Genomic DNA, 14,867 nt, shown 5'->3' with positions numbered 1-14,867 from the left:
CGCGGCGGGGAAAATTCGGTTGCGGCACAAGCGCAATCGGTGCAGCGTGGTCGGGTGCTGATCCGACGCGAGACACCCGCCGACGTCGCTGCCATCCACGAGGTGCATACGGCTGCCTTCGCCGATGCCGACCGCCCGGACGCGGTTCCGGCGGAAGCCGGGCTCGTCGACGCCCTGCGCGCGGACGACGCCTGGCTGCCGGAGCTGTCGATGGTCGCCGAGCAGGACGGGAAGGTGGTCGGGCATGTCGTGTGCACCCGTGGCCACGTCGCCGACGCTCCGGTGTTGGCGCTGGGGCCGATCGGTGTGCTGCCGGATGTCCAGCGCAGCGGCGTCGGTGCGGCGTTGATGCACGCGGTTCTCGGTGCGGCTGACGCTCTCGGCGAGCCGGTCGTGGTGCTGCTCGGGCACCTGGACTACTACCCGAAGTTCGGGTTCGAGCCGGCGCAGAAGTACGGAATCACGCCGCAGGTGCCGGACTGGGCCTCGCACTTCCAGGCCCGAACCCTGGCGTCCTACACCCCCGCGATCCGCGGCGAATTCGCCTACCCGAAGCCGTTCATGGAGCTGTAGAGTCCCAAATTTCCCTAAATTTGGGAACCTTCGCCGAACTCCGGACGTCAGGCGCGTAGGCGCAGACCCTTCGGGGTGGCGCGAAATCCTGCTTCGGTCAGCACCGCCGCGAGCCGTGATCCCCACGCGCCTTCGCCATCTGCGCGCTGCACCGAGAGCTGCTCCAGCCAGCCGTCGCGGACGACGCGCGCAAGCCCCGCTGCGGCTGCTCGCAGCGCCGACTCGTCCTCGGTGAACGACAGCAGTGCTTTCCCGCCGCGCTCGATGTAGAACACCGCCCCACCGGACACGAGAACCACCAGCGCGCCCGCCTTGCGTCCAGGTCGATGCCGGGTTTCACCCATCACAGCAGGCCATTCCAACGCCCCGCCGTACGGCTGAGCCGGATCAGCCGCGGCCAGCACCACGGCATCGCCGTCGCTCTCGTCGCGGGACAGCGCGCGCAGGCGGTCGATCGCACCGGGCACCGCGAACTGCGCGGCCCCGAGCCCTTCGACGACGTACCCGCGACGGCAACGCCCGGATTCCTCCATCGCCCGAAGAACCTTGTACACGGCGGAAAACCCGCCGGTGACGCGCTCGATGTCCAATGCTCCGCGAGTGAGCACCCCGTGCCGCTCCAGGAATGCCTCAGCGCGGGCATGCGCGCGACGCGTCGGTTCGCTCGACGGCTGCGGTGCCAGCGACCAACGCCCGGAAACCGTCGGCGGACCACTCCGACTCGGCATCGACGGACGCCCCGCCCGCAGCCGCGCATAACGGCCACGAGGCGCACTGCGGCGAGGCTTGTGCGCAGCGCCGCGCCCGGAAACCAAGGACCGCAACGGCGCGAGCGTGTCGTTGGTGACCGCGCCGGACCACACCAGATCCCACAACGCCGAGGTGACCTCGTCATCCGCCGGCGCGTTCTCCTCCTGCTCCAGCAACAACGCCCCCGCGCGGTCGGCCAGCTGCCGGAAGAACAACGCCCCACCGTCCAATGCGGACACCACGGCTCGGTGCAGCGGCGAATCGGTGCCGGGCTCCTCAGGCAGATCCGGCAGCAGCAGGTCGGCGACATCGGTGGGCGCCAGCGCGATCCAGCCATCACCACCGGCCAACGCGCCGGATCCCACCCAGGTGACCTCCCCGGTCGCGGTCAGCTCGTCGAGCAGCGCGGGGGAGTAGCCGGGCAACCGCGCGGGCAGGAGCAGCGACTCCAAGCCGCTGGCCGGGACCGGTACGCCGGCCAGCTGCTCGACGACGGAGTACACGTCGTCGACGGTCGGCGCGGTGCGCAGTCGCGCGCCGATGCCGTGCCAAGCAGGCAGGAACCGTCCCAGCGCGGCGGGTTCGACGGGTTCGACCTCCGCGCGCAACCGCGCCAGCGAAGCCCGCCGCAGCCGCCGCAACACTTCGGCGTCGCAGTACTCCAACGCCCGGCCGCCCCCGGCCTCCAGCGGTCGCAGCTCGCCGCGGACCAGCCGGCCGGAACCGGTCATCCTGTCCAGCACGCCGTGCACCACCGCGACTCCCAGCCCGAAGCGCTGCGCCGCGGTATCGGCGGTGAACGGCCCGCGGCAACGCGCGTAGCGGATCAGCAGATCGCCCAGCGGATCGGCGACCGGTTCGGTGAACGCCTCGGGCACCCCGACCGGCAGCGCGACACCCAGCGCGTCGCGAACCTTGCCCGCGTCCTCGATGGCGATCCAGCGCTCCTGCCCAGCGATGCGAACATGCAGCACGCGCCGCTGTTCAAAGAGGTCGGCAAGCCATTCAGCGCGCACCCCCCGCGCTTCAGCTTCTGATGTGGACAGATCACCGAGGAACCGCAGTAGATCCACTGTGGACTCGGTGTCGCGGGCGTGCCGGTCCGGGGCGAGCCGTTGCAGCTGTTGCTCGATCTCCTGGAGGGACTCGGGATCGAGCAGCTCCCGCAGCGCTTCCGACCCGAGCAGCTCGGCCAGCAGCGTCGAATCCAGGCTCAACGCGGCCGATCGCCGTTCGGCCAGCGGCGCGTCGGTCTCGTACAGGAACATGCCGATGTAGCCGAACAGCAGGCTGCGCGCGAACGGCGACGGCGTTGGGGTCTCGACCTCGACCACCCGCACCTTCCGCGCGGCCACCTGCGACATCAGCTCGGTCAACCCGGGCAGGTCGTAGACGTCCTGCAGGCATTCCCGCATCGCCTCCAGCACGATGGGGAACTGCTCGTACTGCGCCGCCACCGCCAGCAGCTGAGCCGCTCGCTGCCGCTGCTGCCACAGCGGCGTGCGGCGACGCGGGTCGCGGCGGGGCAGCAGCAGCGCCCGCGCCGCGCATTCCCGGAACCGCGCGGCGAACAGCGCCGAGCCGCCGACCTCGTCGGTCACCACCTGCTGAACTTCCTCCGGTGGCAGCAGCACGTCCTCGGCGGTCGGCAGCACCTCAGCGCCGGAATCGTCCAGCGCGTCGGCCAACCGCAGCACGATCCCGTCATCGGAGGACGCGACCTGCGGTTCGATGCCGCGCCGCTCCCGGATCCGCGCCCCGATCGCCAGCGCCCACGGCCCGTTGACCTTCGCCCCGAACGGGGAGTGCACCACCAGCCGCCAGTCGCCGAGCTCGTCGCGGAACCGCTCCACCACGATCGTGCGGTCGTCGGGCACGTGCCGGGTGGCCCGCCGCTGTTCGTCCAAATAGGACACCAGGTTGTCCTGCGCCCACTCATCGAGCCCGGCGGAGGCGATCCGCTCCCGTGCGGATTCGGTGTCCGCGCTGGTCAGCTCCCGGACGAACGCTCCGAGCGCACGTCCCAGCTCGAGCGGGCGGCCCGGTGAATCGCCCTTCCAGAACGGCATCCGGGCGGGCTGGCCCGGCGCCGGGGTCACCACGACCCGGTCGTGGGTGATGTCCTCCACCCGCCACGCCGAGGTGCCCAGCAGGAACGTGTCGCCCACCCGCGACTCGTAGACCATCTCCTCGTCGAGCTCGCCGACGCGCACGCCGCCCCTGCCCGCGTCGTCGCCGGGCGTGGTCACCATGAACAGGCCGCGGTCGGGGATCGTGCCACCGGAGGTGACCGCCAGCCGCTGCGCACCCGGCCGCGCGCGCAGCTCGTCGTTGACCCGGTCCCAGACGATCCGCGCACGCAGTTCGCCGAACTCCTCGCTCGGATAGCGGCCCGCCAGCATGTCCAGCACCGCGTTCAGCGCAGAGTCGGGCAACCCGGCGAACGGCGCGGCGCGGCGCACCACGGAAGCCAGCTGCGGCACCGGCCAGGCGTCCATCGCGACCATCGACACCACGTGCTGCGCCAGCACGTCCAGCGGATTGCGCGGGAAGGCGATCGATTCGATCAGCCCGTCGGCCATCCGCTCCGACACGACCGCGCATCCGACGAGATCGCCGCGGAACTTCGGGAACACCACGCCGCGCGACACCGCGCCGACCTGGTGCCCGCCACGTCCGATGCGCTGCAGCCCGGAAGCCACGCTCGGCGGTGTCTCCACCTGGACCACCAGGTCCACCGCGCCCATGTCGATGCCGAGTTCCAGCGACGAGGTGGCCACCACGCAGGCCAGCTGCCCGGACTTGAGCTCCTCCTCGACCACGGCGCGCTGTTCCTTCGACATCGAGCCGTGGTGCGCCTTGGCGATGACCGGCAGCGCTCCGGTCGTCACCCCGGAACCGCCCACCGCTTCAGCCGGGAACCGCGCCATCGGCGCCGGATTTTCCTCGGCGAGTTCGTTGAGCCCGGCGGTCAGCCGCTCGGCCAGTCGCCGGGAATTGGCGAACACGATGGTCGACCGGTGCTGCCGGATCAGCTCCAGGATCCGGTCCTGCACCGAAGGCCAGATCGACGTGTGCTGGTCGTCGGTCTCGCCGGTGGACGCGCCCAGCTCGGCCATGTCCGGCACCGGCACCTCGACCCGGACCTCGACCTCCTTCGGGTGCGCAGGCTGGACGGTGCGAACCGGCCGCCCGCCGGCCAGGAAGGTGCGCACCTCCTCGACCGGCCGGACCGTGGCGGACAACCCGATGCGCTGCGCGGGCTGGGGCAGGAGCTCGTCCAGCCGCTCCAAGGACAGCGCCAGGTGCGCCCCGCGCTTGGTGCCCGCCACCGCGTGCACCTCGTCGATGATCACCGTCTCCACCCCGCGCAGCGACTCCCGCGCGGCCGAGGTCAGCAGCAGGAACAGCGACTCCGGTGTGGTCACCAGCACGTCCGGCGGCGTTCGGTTGAACGATCGTCGCTGGTCAGCTGGGGTGTCGCCGGTGCGGATGCCGACCGCGATGTCCGGTGGTGCGCTGCCTCGTCGCTGCGCGGCCTGCCGGATCCCGGCCAGCGGCGCGCGCAGGTTGCGCTCCACGTCGACGGCCAGCGCCTTCAGCGGCGAGACGTAGAGCACCCGGCAGCGGTGCTTGGCGTCGGCGGGCGCGCCTTCGACGGCCAGCTTGTCCAGGGCGGACAGGAACGCCGCGAGCGTCTTGCCGGAACCGGTCGGGGCGACGACCAGCGCGTGCTCACCCTCGGCGATGGCCTCCCACGCGCCGCGCTGCGCTTCGGTGGGCGCAGCGAAGGCGCCGCGGAACCAGTCGCGGGTCGCGGCGGAGAAGGTGTCCAGCACATCGCGCACCCCTCCATGCTGGACCAACAGTCCGACATCGCGCCGCCGAGGCCGCGCGGAGCCGAGATCAGCACTGTCCAAAGTGGCTGCCGGACGGCGGATCTCGGCCCAATGGTCGGGATCCGTGCTTCCGCCGCGCCCGCACGTGGCAGCATTCCGGTTGCAAGGTCCTATTTCTGGGAGGGGGACGGGTGCGCGTCCTGTCAGTGGATCTCGGTACCTCGAACACCGTCGCGGTGCTGTCGGCGCACGGTCGGCCACCGCGCGTGATCGAGGTGGACGGATCGGCGACGATGCCCTCGGCGGTGTTCGCCACCGAGGACGGCGGGCTCATCGTCGGCCGGGACGCCGAACGCCGGGCCCGACTGGACCCGTCCCGGTTCGAGCCGAACCCGAAGCGCCGCGTCGACGAGAGCACCCTCCTGCTCGGCGACAACGTCATCACGGTCACCGACGCGCTCGCCGCCGTCCTGCACCGCGTCGCCGAGGAGACCACCCGCCAGCTCGGCGGCGTCCAGCCCGACGAGGTCCGCCTCACCCACCCCGCGCAGTGGGGCACCGTCCGGCGCAACGTGCTGCTCTCGGCCGCGCGGCTGGCCGGGTTCAGCTGCAACCTCGTCCTGGTACCCGAACCCGTCGCGGCCGCCGCGCACTTCGCGTCGTTCCCGGACCGAGCGCTCGGCAACGGCCAGGTGCTGGCCGTCTACGACCTCGGCGCGGGCACCTTCGACTGCGCGATCGTGGGCGCCGGCCAGGCCGGGTTCGTGGTGCTGGCCGAGGACGGCCTGGGCGACCTCGGCGGTCTGGACGTCGACCAGGCGCTGCTGGAGCACGTCGGGCGGCAGATCTCCAACAAGGACCCGCAGCGCTGGCAGCACCTGCTGCGGCCGGACACCACCGCCGACCGCCGCGCCCAGCGCGCGCTGCACGAGGATGTCCGAGCGGCGAAGGAGACGCTGTCCCGGCACCCGCAGACCGAGGTGCCGATGCCCGAGCCCTTCGATGACGTGCTGGTCACCCGCGCGGAGCTGGAAGGCCTGGTGCGGCCCACCATGCTGCGCAGCGTCGAGCTGCTGGCCTCGGTGCTGCGCTCCAACGGCATGGCGCCCGAGCAGCTCGCCGGGATCTACCTGGTCGGTGGCTCCAGCCGGTTGCCGTTGGTCGCGAGCCTGATCGGGGAGCAGCTGCGGGTCGTGCCGACCACACTCGACCAGCCGGAGACCGCGGTCGCGTTCGGCGCCCACCACGTGGCCCGCGACGGCGCGGCGATGTGGACCAACGACATCCGGCCGACCCAGGTCGCGCCGCCCCCCGCCCAGCCGGCGCCCGTCGCGCAACCCGGCTACCGCGAGCCCGACACGGTGCGCACCCACCCGGTCGTCCTGCCGCAGCAGGCCCCGCAGCCGACCGGTTCCGGTTCCAAGCGCAACCTCCTGATCGGGCTGGGCGCTTTCGCCGCCGTCGCGGTTATCGTCGCCGTGGTGGCGGTCGTGCTGCGCCTCAACGGCGACTCGCCCGCGCCCAGCGCGTCGGAGTGCTTCCAGCCCGGCCCCAAGGACGACAAGGGCTTCACCTCGTGCATGCGGAACCTCGCGGGCAGCGTCCCGGAGAAGGCCAACTGCGCGCCCGGCTGGCAGCGGGTCATGCCGGGACTGCGGGAGCTCAGCGGCACCGTGGTGTCCTGCTCGGTCGGAAACCCCAACGAGGGCACCCAGATCATCTACACCCAGCTGGATTCGCCGGAAGCGGCGGCCGCGCGGGCCGATCTGCTGCTGTCGTTCAACGGGGTGCACAGCAAGCAGGTCGAGGCCGACTGGACCGGCAACGGGCTGTCCGGCAGCTACCGCGCGGTGACCGGCGTCGACTTCGGCACCCTGGTGTTCACCGTCGACGACCGGCCGCTGGTCGGCATGGTGCTCATGCCCAACCCCGACCGGAAGTTGAGCCCCGACGCCCTGGCCGACGAGTTCGAGAAGACCGTCCAGCCGGGCCTGGCCTGACGGCAGGGTTCAGCGGCGATTGCGGTTCTCCCACAGGAACCGCACCGCGACCACGACCGCGGCCAGCAGGCTGAGGGCGATCACGACCTTGCCGAGCGGGCTGGACAGGCCCGTCAGATCGGCCTGCATCAGGAGCAGCACACCACCAGGGTACTGGAGGCGCGTAGGCTGACGGGCGATGCGCCACACAGCTTTCCGCCAACGCATGGCCGACGAATTCGGTCGGGTTCGCGCCGAGATGCTGGCCCAGGACCACGTCTTCTCGTCGCTCGACGGGCGCACCGTCGACCAAGCCCTCGAAGCCGGGATGTCGACGAAAGAGGTCTGGCAGGCGATCTGCGAAGCCTTCGAAGTCCCCCCGGAACGCCGCTGACCCTCCGGCCCCTGCCATGATCAACTACAGTTTCAATTGAAACTGTGTTCCGTCGTGCCTGGGATTTACAGTTTCAATTGAAACTGTGGTCCACCGGCACGTCGTCCGCCCGACACGCCGACGACTGTGGACAGGTCGTCCGACCTGTGGAGAACTTCCGCGAGTTCAATGGAAATCGGACGTCTGATTTCCATTGAACTCGCGTCCTCCTGGGGGAGCGATGGGTCAGGACTCCGGTTCCCGGTTGGGTTTGGACTGCTCCGGGGTTTCGAAGTCGGCCCAGAGGTTCTGGGCGCTGAGCTGCTGCTCGGGCGTGCGCCCGGCGTTCGCGTAGTGCTGGTAGGCGCGGCGGCGCTCTTCCTGCATGTGCCGCCAGGCCTCGGCGCGCACTCGTCGCGCCTGTTCCGGAGTGGGGTGGCCTTCGGCCACCGCGATCTCGTCCCTGGCCAGCGGGGTGAGCTCGGCGATGCGCTGCTCATCGGCCAGGCGCTGCTCGGGGACTTCCTCGGCGGGTGGTTCGTGGTGCCGGTAGCGGACGAACGGGTTGTCCTGCGGCAGTCCGCCGCTGACCCGGCCGTAGAGCCCGAAGAACATCAGGACCATGCCGGCGATCAGGCTGAACACGACGTTCTGCAGCTTGAACGCGAACAGGTTCCAGGGCGTGTTGAGCAGCCCGAGGTTGATCAGCCCGGACAGGAAGAACAGCACGCCGATCACGGCGGTGGTGGTGGAGGCGACCGGTCCGCCCCAGGCGGCGGCGCAGACCAGGATCGCGCCGACCACGATCGAGACCACCGCGAGCAGGCCGTTGCTGGACAGCCCGAGGATGTCGATGCCGCTGGTGGTGAACAGCGGCACCCGGTTGGCCACGCCCAGCACGCCGAAGGCCAGCAGGCAGGCGCCGAAGACGGCCGCCGCCATCCGGTAGAACCGGCTGAGCGGGTGGTCCGGCGGAAGGTATCGGTCCATGCGCATGATCGGCACCTCCTCCTCGGGTCGCGATGAGCGAGCGCCAAGTAGCTCTCCGAGTGTCCACCCGGACCGAGGTGATCGCACCGTCACACGACCGGGTGATGTGACTGGCGTGTCGGGAGGTTGATCGAACATCCGTTCGCTTAAGATGTGGGGGCACGGGATCGAGGGCGGCGAGCCCCGCGGCCGGAATTGTCGGTCCCTGCCCGTAGCGTCTGAACCGAACAACGACGAAGCACGATTCGACCGAGGTGGACCCCGATGGCAGCAGCGACACCGGACAAGGGCAAGGCGCTGGAGCTGGCGCTCGCCCAGATCGACAAGCAGTTCGGCAAGGGGTCGGTCATGCGACTCGGCGACGAGTCGCGCGCGCCGATCGAGGTCATCCCGACCGGCTCCATCTCGCTCGACGTCGCGCTCGGGATCGGCGGTCTGCCGCGCGGCCGGATCGTGGAGATCTACGGCCCGGAGAGCAGTGGTAAGACCTCAGTTGCCCTGCACGCGGTGGCCAACGCCCAGAAGCTGGGCGGTACTGCGGCGTTCGTCGACGCCGAGCACGCGCTGGATCCCGAGTATGCCAAGGCGATCGGCGTGGACACCGACGCACTGCTGGTGTCCCAGCCGGACACCGGTGAGCAGGCGCTGGAGATCGCGGACATGCTGATCCGCTCCGGCGCGCTGGACGTCATCGTCATCGACTCGGTGGCCGCGCTGGTGCCGCGCGCCGAGATCGAGGGCGACATGGGTGACAGCCACGTGGGTCTGCAGGCCCGGCTGATGAGTCAGGCGCTGCGAAAGCTGACCTCCGCGCTCTACAACGCCAAGACCACCGCGATCTTCATCAACCAGCTCCGCGAGAAGGTCGGCGTGATGTTCGGCTCCCCGGAGACCACCACCGGCGGTAAGGCGCTGAAGTTCTACTCCTCGGTACGGCTGGACGTGCGGCGGATCGAGACGCTCAAGGACGGCTCGGACGCGGTCGGCAACCGGACCCGCGTCAAGGTGGTCAAGAACAAGGTCGCACCACCGTTCAAGCAGGCCGAGTTCGACATCATCTACGGCATCGGCATCAGCCGCGAGGGCTCGCTGATCGACATGGGCGTCGAGCAGGGCATCATCCGCAAGTCCGGTGCCTGGTACACCTACGAGGGCGACCAGCTGGGCCAGGGGAAGGAGAACGCCCGCCGGTTCATGCGGGAGAACCCGGACGTCGCCAACGAGATCGAGAAGCGGATCAAGGAGAAGCTCGGCATTGGTGCCACCCTGGACGGGGAGGACGCCGAGCCGGCTCCGGTTGACTTCTGATCCTGAACGTTGGTGCGGATGAACGACGGTGGTAGGCGTCGGAGCGGCGGTGCGCAGAACCGCCGCTCCGACGATGCCCGTCCGGCGGATGGGACTCCGGACGAAGCGACGGATTCGAAGCGGCGCAAGGACGACAACCCGGAGAGCCAGGCGCGCGACATCGTGTACCGGCTCTTGGCGGCGCGTGCGCGCAGCCGCGGGGAGTTGCGTCAAGCCTTGCTGCGCAAGGGGATCGACGAGGACATCGCCGACGGCGTGCTGCAGAAGTTCGTCGACGCGGGTCTGGTCGACGACGCCGCCTTCGCGGACGAGTGGGTGCATGCGCGGCAGCGCACGCAGGGCTTGGGGCGCAAGGCGCTGGGCTTCGAGCTGCGCCGCAAAGGCGTCGACGAACACCTGGTGGAAGCGGCGCTGTCCACTGTGGATTCTGACGCGGAGGCGGAGCGGGCCCGCGAACTGGTGCAGCGCAAGCTCCGCAGCATGAGCTCGCTGGATCACACGACGAAGATGCGCCGCCTGGTCGGAATGCTGGCCCGCAAGGGTTATTCCGAAGGTCTGGCCTTCCGGGTGGTGCGCGAAGAGATCGAACGCTCCGGAGAAGAATCCCTGGGCTTCGAAACCCCGTGACCACGAGCAGTTTCCCCGAAGCGGGGGCTGGTTCCGTATCGGAACCGGCCCCCGCTTCGTTCTATGCGGGCTGGGCGAGCAGTTCGCGGGCGAGGGTTTCGCTCCACCACTGCTCGATGTGGTCAGGTGACCAGGAGCGCTCTGCGGTGAGCGTTGTGTAGACGTCGATGTTGCACAGGGTCGCGTAGATGTCGACGGCCGTGGGGATGTCCAGGTCCGGGCGGAGCGTGCCCTCGGGCCAGGAAGTGAATGTCTGAAAACGAGTCCGGTCGGCCACTTCTCGCGCCTGCCGGTAGAAGTTCGCGAGCTCGGGTTCGGTTCGACCGGCTTCGCGGATCAGCGCGATGAGGTCGCCGGCGCGCTCGAACACGCGTCGGTCGTAGCCGGCCATCGCGGCCAGGTGCTGTCGAGGGTAGGTGGTGGCTTCCAGCTCGTCGATCTGCCGTGGCAGGTCAGCAGCGATGTCGGCTGCTTCGGCCAGCGCCCAGACCAATCCGGTCTTGTTCTGGTAGGCCGCGTAGACGGTCGGCGCGGAAACCCCCGCCTCGCGGGCGACATCTCGCACGGTGGTGGCCGCCCAGCCCCGCGCGACGAACAGCCGACGCGCGGCGTCGGCGATCTCGGCCCTGGTCTGGTGCGCCTGCGTCATGCGGCGCAGCGAGTTGTACCGGCGCCGCCCGGTCTCTTCCGCCATGACCACCCCTTCGTCTAACGTGACCTATATTGATTATAAACTAAGTTAAGTTAATTGGGGTGCGCGATGACCGTCGCCAGTCTTGCGGGAGTGGGAGGCATCGGGTTCGTCCTGTTGGCCCTCGCCATCAACGCCATCTACATCCGCATCGGGCTCCCGATGCCGAACTCGGGCCAGTCCCCGTCGGAGGTAGCCGACTCGCTGGCCGCGCTAGGCGGTCGGTTGAAGAAACCCTCGGTGGTCGCGCCGGCTACCTGGCTGTTCACCACGGTGTTCGCCGCCGGACTGCTCGCGGAGTTGTGGCGCGGTGAACCGGGAACAGATGCGTGGGCGCTCGTCGGCTTCGCCGGTGTCCTCATGCAGAACGCCACGTTCATGGTGGTGGAGGCGTTGCGGTTCGGAATGGCGGCCGCTGCCCAGAACCGGGACTCGATCGTCGGGCTGTGGACGGTGAACAACGTCCTGTTCGGATTCAACCAGGTCTTCCTGGCGCTGGCCCTGATCGGATTCAGCGTCGCCGGTGTGGGTGTCGGGTTCATCCCCGAATGGCATGCCTGGCTCGGTTATCTCAGCGCAGCGCTGCTGTTCGTCTCGTCGTCGACCAGCCCCTACAACACCGACGGCACGAACCGCATCGCGGTGACCGGCCTGATCGGCTGGCTCGGCTGGGCAGCCTGGATCGTCGTCTGCAGCGTGATCCTGCTGGGAGCCAGCTGAGTGTCGGCCAGGTCTCTCAACCGGGGACGGCGGTACCGGAAAGTCGGTGCGGGCTCGTAGAGTCGCCAGTCATGACGACTCTCGCGGACACTCGGCACATCGTGTGGGACTGGAACGGAACTCTCCTGGACGACAACCACGCCGTGGTATCAGCGGTGAACACCGTCTGCGCGGAATTCGACCGCGAGCACATCGACATCGACGAGTGGCGCGCGGTGTTCGGACGACCGCTGCTGCAGTGCTACGAGCGCCTGCTGCGGAGGTCGCTGGACGACCGGGACTGGGCCCGCATCGACATGCTCTACCACGATGCGTACCGAAAGCTGCTGGACACCTGCGGTTTGGCGAAGGGCGTGCCGAACGCCTTGCAGGACTGGGCGAAACCCGGCCGCAGCCAGTCCCTGCTGTCCATGTGGTTCCACGGCGAGCTCGTCGAGCTGGTGACGGACCGAGGCTTGTACGAGATGTTCGCGCGCGTCGACGGCTTGCGCGCGGAGGTCGGCGGGGGTTCGAAGGCCGAACACCTGCGCCGCCACCTGGCAGCGCAGGAACTCGACGCCCGGGACGCGGTCCTCATCGGTGATGTCCTCGACGACGCCCACGCGGCGGAGCAAGCCGGAACGCGCTGCGTGCTGGTCACCACCGGCATAACCAGCCGCGAGGCCCTGGAGAAGACCGGCCGCCCGGTCGTCGACTCGATTCCCGAAGCCCTGGCCCTCCTCAACTAGCTCGCCTGGCCGGTCAGCACAGCCAGCTGACCAGGGACACCCAAGGCAGATGGGTGCACAGGCGCTCGTAGCTGACCTTGGGGTGTTCCTGCAGATCGTAGTCGTCGGTGGTCAGCGAACCTGGCGCCGACAGGGCGAGTCCGAAGCTCAGTCCTGTCGTGCCGGGCGGGGCTGCCGGGGTCGTCCACGTCGCCGCGGTCCACTCGGCGGTGGGGGAGAAGAACGGGCTGGTCGTCCAGTAGTGCCAGGCCCCGGCCCGGTCGCGGTAGTAGACGGCGAACTGAGTCCGCGCGGTCGACTTGTACCAGGCGTTGAGCGTGTAGGTGTTGTTCTCGTGCGCGACCGGTGACACCTCGCCCTGGTCCATCCGCTGCAGGAGCTTGGCGTCGCCGTTGATGTAGTCCGCCAGGTCGAGCCGCTGCGCCGACTGCCCGCTGTGCGCGTCCGGCACCTGAGTCCACTTCGGACTGTTCCGTCCCCAGCTGCTCGGCACCCAGCCTCGCGGTCCGGGTTCCTCCAACGATGCGTTCACCAACCCGGTGCGCGGTGCAGGTGCGGGCGGACGGACCAGCGGTGCGGATTCACCGCCCATCACCTGGTCGACGGTGCGCACCACCGTGCCGTTGGCCTCCCGGGTGGCCAGCCACGACGCGAACTGGTCCAGCACCCTGGGGCTGATGGACAGCGGGCCGCAGAAGTCGCAGATCTGGTGCAGCACAACGGGAACCCAGCCGCCACCGTCGGCCTCGGCGTTCAGCACGACCTGTTGGAGCTCCTCCAACGTCCAGCTCGGATCGATCATGCCGGTGCCGCGCACGGCCATCGGGTTCCGCGGCGGAATGCTCTCGGCCGACGGGCAGTTGTCGCAGCCGCGCGCGGTCCGGATGCTCCCGGTGATGCGGGCGCTGTTGTAGCCGCAGTCCTGCACGGCCTGCTCATCGGCCTGGTTGGCGATGCCGAAGGGGTAGGCGAACGAGGTCGTGCGGAATCCCCAACGGGTGAGGTTGGCGCGGTCCTGGCAGATCTCGCGCCGGAGCTCGTCCGGGCCGATGGTGCCGAGGCCCGGGTGGGTGACCGTGTGCCCACCGATCTCGTGGCCGGCGGCGGCCATGCCGCGCAGGTCGTCGAGGCTGAGGTAGCCGGGCTGGCCGATGGAACCGGAGACCACGTAGAAGGTGCCGCGCATCCGGTGCTGGCTGAGGATTCGGGCGCCGGCGGTTTGCGAGGCGGTGCCGTCGTCGACGGTGAAGCTGACCACGGTCCGGGGCGTCGGTGCGGCGTTGGCCGGGGCGCTGAGGAACAGCACCAGCAGCACGACCCCGGTGCAGGTGAGAGCTAGGCTCAGCAGCTTCCGCGCATCCATCACCTGACCGCCAAACGGGGGTCGATCGACCTGACTCCCGGCACGTTACGGCTGGTGGCGGACGTGCTGGATCCAGCGCTTGAGGTGGAGGGGGTACTCCGTCGTGCGGAGGTGATGGGCGGCCACCACCTCCGCGCGGCAGATCAACCCAGGGCAGCGGCCTCGCGGGCCAGCTGCTCGACCTTCGCCCAGTCGCCCGCGGCGAGCAGGTCCTTCGGGGCGAGCCACGAGCCGCCGACGCAACCCACGTTCGGCAGCGCGAGGTAGTTCGGCGCGGTCTGCGGGCTGATCCCGCCGGTCGGGCAGAACCGCAGCTGCGGGAGCGGCCCGGCGATCGCCTTGAGGAACGGCACGCCGCCGCTGGGCTCGGCGGGGAAGAACTTCATCGCGGTCACCCCGCGCTCGGCCAGCCGCATCGCCTCGGACACGGTGCCCGCCCCGGCTAGGTAAGGCACACCGGAGGCATTGACGTCGTCGAGCAGCCGGTCCGTGGTGCCCGGGGTGACCAGGTAGCGCGCCCCGGCGTCGGCGGCCCGCTTGGCCTGGCCGAGCTCGGTGATGGTGCCCGCCCCGGCGACCATCTCGGGGACCTCGGCGGCGATCCGCTCGATCGCGGGCAGCCCGGCCGCGGTGCGCAGGGTGACCTCGATGGTCCGGATCCCGCCGCGCAGCAGTGCTTCGGCCAGCGGAACCGCGTGCTCGACGTCGTCCAGCGCCACGACCGGCACCACTGGCGAGAGTTCGAGCACGTCAGCTGCAGTGTTCATCAGGTAGTTCATCCGTTCTCGGTGCTTGCCGGGGGCTCGTGGCACGCAATTTCAATGGAAATCAGACATCCAGTTTCCGTTGAATTTGCGGCACCTCGCTGTGAGGCGGTGGGGTCGTGAGTGCGTAACAGTGCTCGAAGACCGTTACGCACTCACGAC

At 69.7% G+C, this 14,867-nt stretch carries 13 protein-coding genes; 7 read left to right on the top strand and 6 right to left on the bottom strand.

Annotated elements, in window-relative coordinates:
- The first annotated feature begins 54 nt into the window (after positions 1-54).
- Positions 55-573, top strand: coding sequence for a GNAT family N-acetyltransferase (locus ACWCO2_RS16255; protein ID WP_450128537.1), 519 nt, complete (start codon positions 55-57; stop codon positions 571-573).
- 47 nt (positions 574-620) lie between these two features.
- Here ACWCO2_RS16255 and ACWCO2_RS16250 read toward each other — a convergent pair whose 3' ends face one another.
- Entirely contained in the window at positions 621-5,171 is a 4,551-nt protein-coding gene (locus tag ACWCO2_RS16250) for an ATP-dependent helicase (protein WP_450128536.1), read from the bottom strand.
- A 182-nt stretch (positions 5,172-5,353) separates the two neighbouring features.
- On the opposite strand from ACWCO2_RS16250, the gene ACWCO2_RS16245 reads away from it, so the two are divergent.
- On the top strand, positions 5,354-7,162 hold the full coding sequence (locus ACWCO2_RS16245) for an Hsp70 family protein (RefSeq protein ID WP_450128535.1): 1,809 nt from the start codon (positions 5,354-5,356) through the stop codon (positions 7,160-7,162).
- 9 nt (positions 7,163-7,171) lie between these two features.
- Here ACWCO2_RS16245 and ACWCO2_RS16240 read toward each other — a convergent pair whose 3' ends face one another.
- Complete coding sequence (locus ACWCO2_RS16240) at positions 7,172-7,303, bottom strand: hypothetical protein (protein WP_450128534.1); 132 nt, start codon at positions 7,301-7,303, stop codon at positions 7,172-7,174.
- 37 nt (positions 7,304-7,340) lie between these two features.
- Here ACWCO2_RS16240 and ACWCO2_RS16235 point away from each other — a divergent pair, with 37 nt between their 5' ends.
- The gene (locus tag ACWCO2_RS16235) at positions 7,341-7,535 is read left to right on the top strand and encodes a DUF3046 domain-containing protein (RefSeq protein WP_270953040.1); all 195 of its coding nucleotides are present in this window, start codon (positions 7,341-7,343) and stop codon (positions 7,533-7,535) included.
- 225 nt (positions 7,536-7,760) lie between these two features.
- Here the strand turns inward: ACWCO2_RS16235 and ACWCO2_RS16230 are convergent, their stop codons facing one another.
- On the bottom strand, positions 7,761-8,510 hold the full coding sequence (locus ACWCO2_RS16230; protein ID WP_450128533.1) for a DUF4383 domain-containing protein: 750 nt from the start codon (positions 8,508-8,510) through the stop codon (positions 7,761-7,763).
- Positions 8,511-8,768: 258 nt separating this feature from the next.
- On the opposite strand from ACWCO2_RS16230, the gene recA reads away from it, so the two are divergent.
- Positions 8,769-9,812, top strand: a complete 1,044-nt coding sequence (gene recA, locus ACWCO2_RS16225) for a recombinase RecA (protein ID WP_450128532.1) — start codon at positions 8,769-8,771, stop codon at positions 9,810-9,812.
- An 18-nt stretch (positions 9,813-9,830) separates the two neighbouring features.
- Positions 9,831-10,439 (top strand): regulatory protein RecX, encoded by a 609-nt coding sequence (locus ACWCO2_RS16220; protein ID WP_450128617.1) that lies wholly within the window; start codon positions 9,831-9,833, stop codon positions 10,437-10,439.
- Positions 10,440-10,500: 61 nt separating this feature from the next.
- Here ACWCO2_RS16220 and ACWCO2_RS16215 read toward each other — a convergent pair whose 3' ends face one another.
- Positions 10,501-11,133 (bottom strand): TetR/AcrR family transcriptional regulator, encoded by a 633-nt coding sequence (locus ACWCO2_RS16215; protein WP_450128531.1) that lies wholly within the window; start codon positions 11,131-11,133, stop codon positions 10,501-10,503.
- 66 nt (positions 11,134-11,199) lie between these two features.
- Here ACWCO2_RS16215 and ACWCO2_RS16210 point away from each other — a divergent pair, with 66 nt between their 5' ends.
- Together ACWCO2_RS16210 and ACWCO2_RS16205 are read left to right on the top strand one after the other, a co-directional pair.
- Positions 11,200-11,850, top strand: coding sequence for a hypothetical protein (locus ACWCO2_RS16210; protein WP_450128530.1), 651 nt, complete (start codon positions 11,200-11,202; stop codon positions 11,848-11,850).
- 71 nt (positions 11,851-11,921) lie between these two features.
- Positions 11,922-12,578 (top strand): HAD family hydrolase, encoded by a 657-nt coding sequence (locus tag ACWCO2_RS16205; protein ID WP_450128529.1) that lies wholly within the window; start codon positions 11,922-11,924, stop codon positions 12,576-12,578.
- A 13-nt stretch (positions 12,579-12,591) separates the two neighbouring features.
- Here ACWCO2_RS16205 and ACWCO2_RS16200 read toward each other — a convergent pair whose 3' ends face one another.
- Both ACWCO2_RS16200 and eda read right to left on the bottom strand, forming a co-directional pair.
- Positions 12,592-13,941 carry a polysaccharide deacetylase family protein gene (locus ACWCO2_RS16200; protein WP_450128528.1) on the bottom strand — a complete coding sequence of 450 codons (1,350 nt, stop codon included), beginning with the start codon at positions 13,939-13,941 and terminating at the stop codon, positions 12,592-12,594.
- A 143-nt stretch (positions 13,942-14,084) separates the two neighbouring features.
- A complete protein-coding gene (gene eda, locus ACWCO2_RS16195) occupies positions 14,085-14,708 on the bottom strand; it encodes a bifunctional 4-hydroxy-2-oxoglutarate aldolase/2-dehydro-3-deoxy-phosphogluconate aldolase (RefSeq protein WP_450128527.1) in 624 nt (207 codons plus the stop codon).
- Positions 14,709-14,867: the final 159 nt, after the last annotated feature.

The sequence above is a fragment of the Saccharopolyspora sp. NPDC002376 genome (genome assembly GCF_053593195.1).
This window is presented reverse-complemented; position numbering and strand designations above follow the sequence as displayed.

Coding starts and splice junctions, on each gene's coding strand:
- ACWCO2_RS16235 (WP_270953040.1), top strand. CDS start 7,341: ATGCGCCACACAGCTTTCCGCCAACGCATGGCCGACGAATTCGGTCGG.
- ACWCO2_RS16230 (WP_450128533.1), bottom strand. CDS start 8,510: ATGCGCATGGACCGATACCTTCCGCCGGACCACCCGCTCAGCCGGTTC.
- recA (WP_450128532.1), top strand. CDS start 8,769: ATGGCAGCAGCGACACCGGACAAGGGCAAGGCGCTGGAGCTGGCGCTC.
- ACWCO2_RS16220 (WP_450128617.1), top strand. CDS start 9,831: ATGAACGACGGTGGTAGGCGTCGGAGCGGCGGTGCGCAGAACCGCCGC.
- ACWCO2_RS16215 (WP_450128531.1), bottom strand. CDS start 11,133: ATGGCGGAAGAGACCGGGCGGCGCCGGTACAACTCGCTGCGCCGCATG.
- ACWCO2_RS16210 (WP_450128530.1), top strand. CDS start 11,200: ATGACCGTCGCCAGTCTTGCGGGAGTGGGAGGCATCGGGTTCGTCCTG.
- ACWCO2_RS16205 (WP_450128529.1), top strand. CDS start 11,922: ATGACGACTCTCGCGGACACTCGGCACATCGTGTGGGACTGGAACGGA.
- ACWCO2_RS16200 (WP_450128528.1), bottom strand. CDS start 13,941: ATGGATGCGCGGAAGCTGCTGAGCCTAGCTCTCACCTGCACCGGGGTC.
- eda (WP_450128527.1), bottom strand. CDS start 14,708: ATGAACACTGCAGCTGACGTGCTCGAACTCTCGCCAGTGGTGCCGGTC.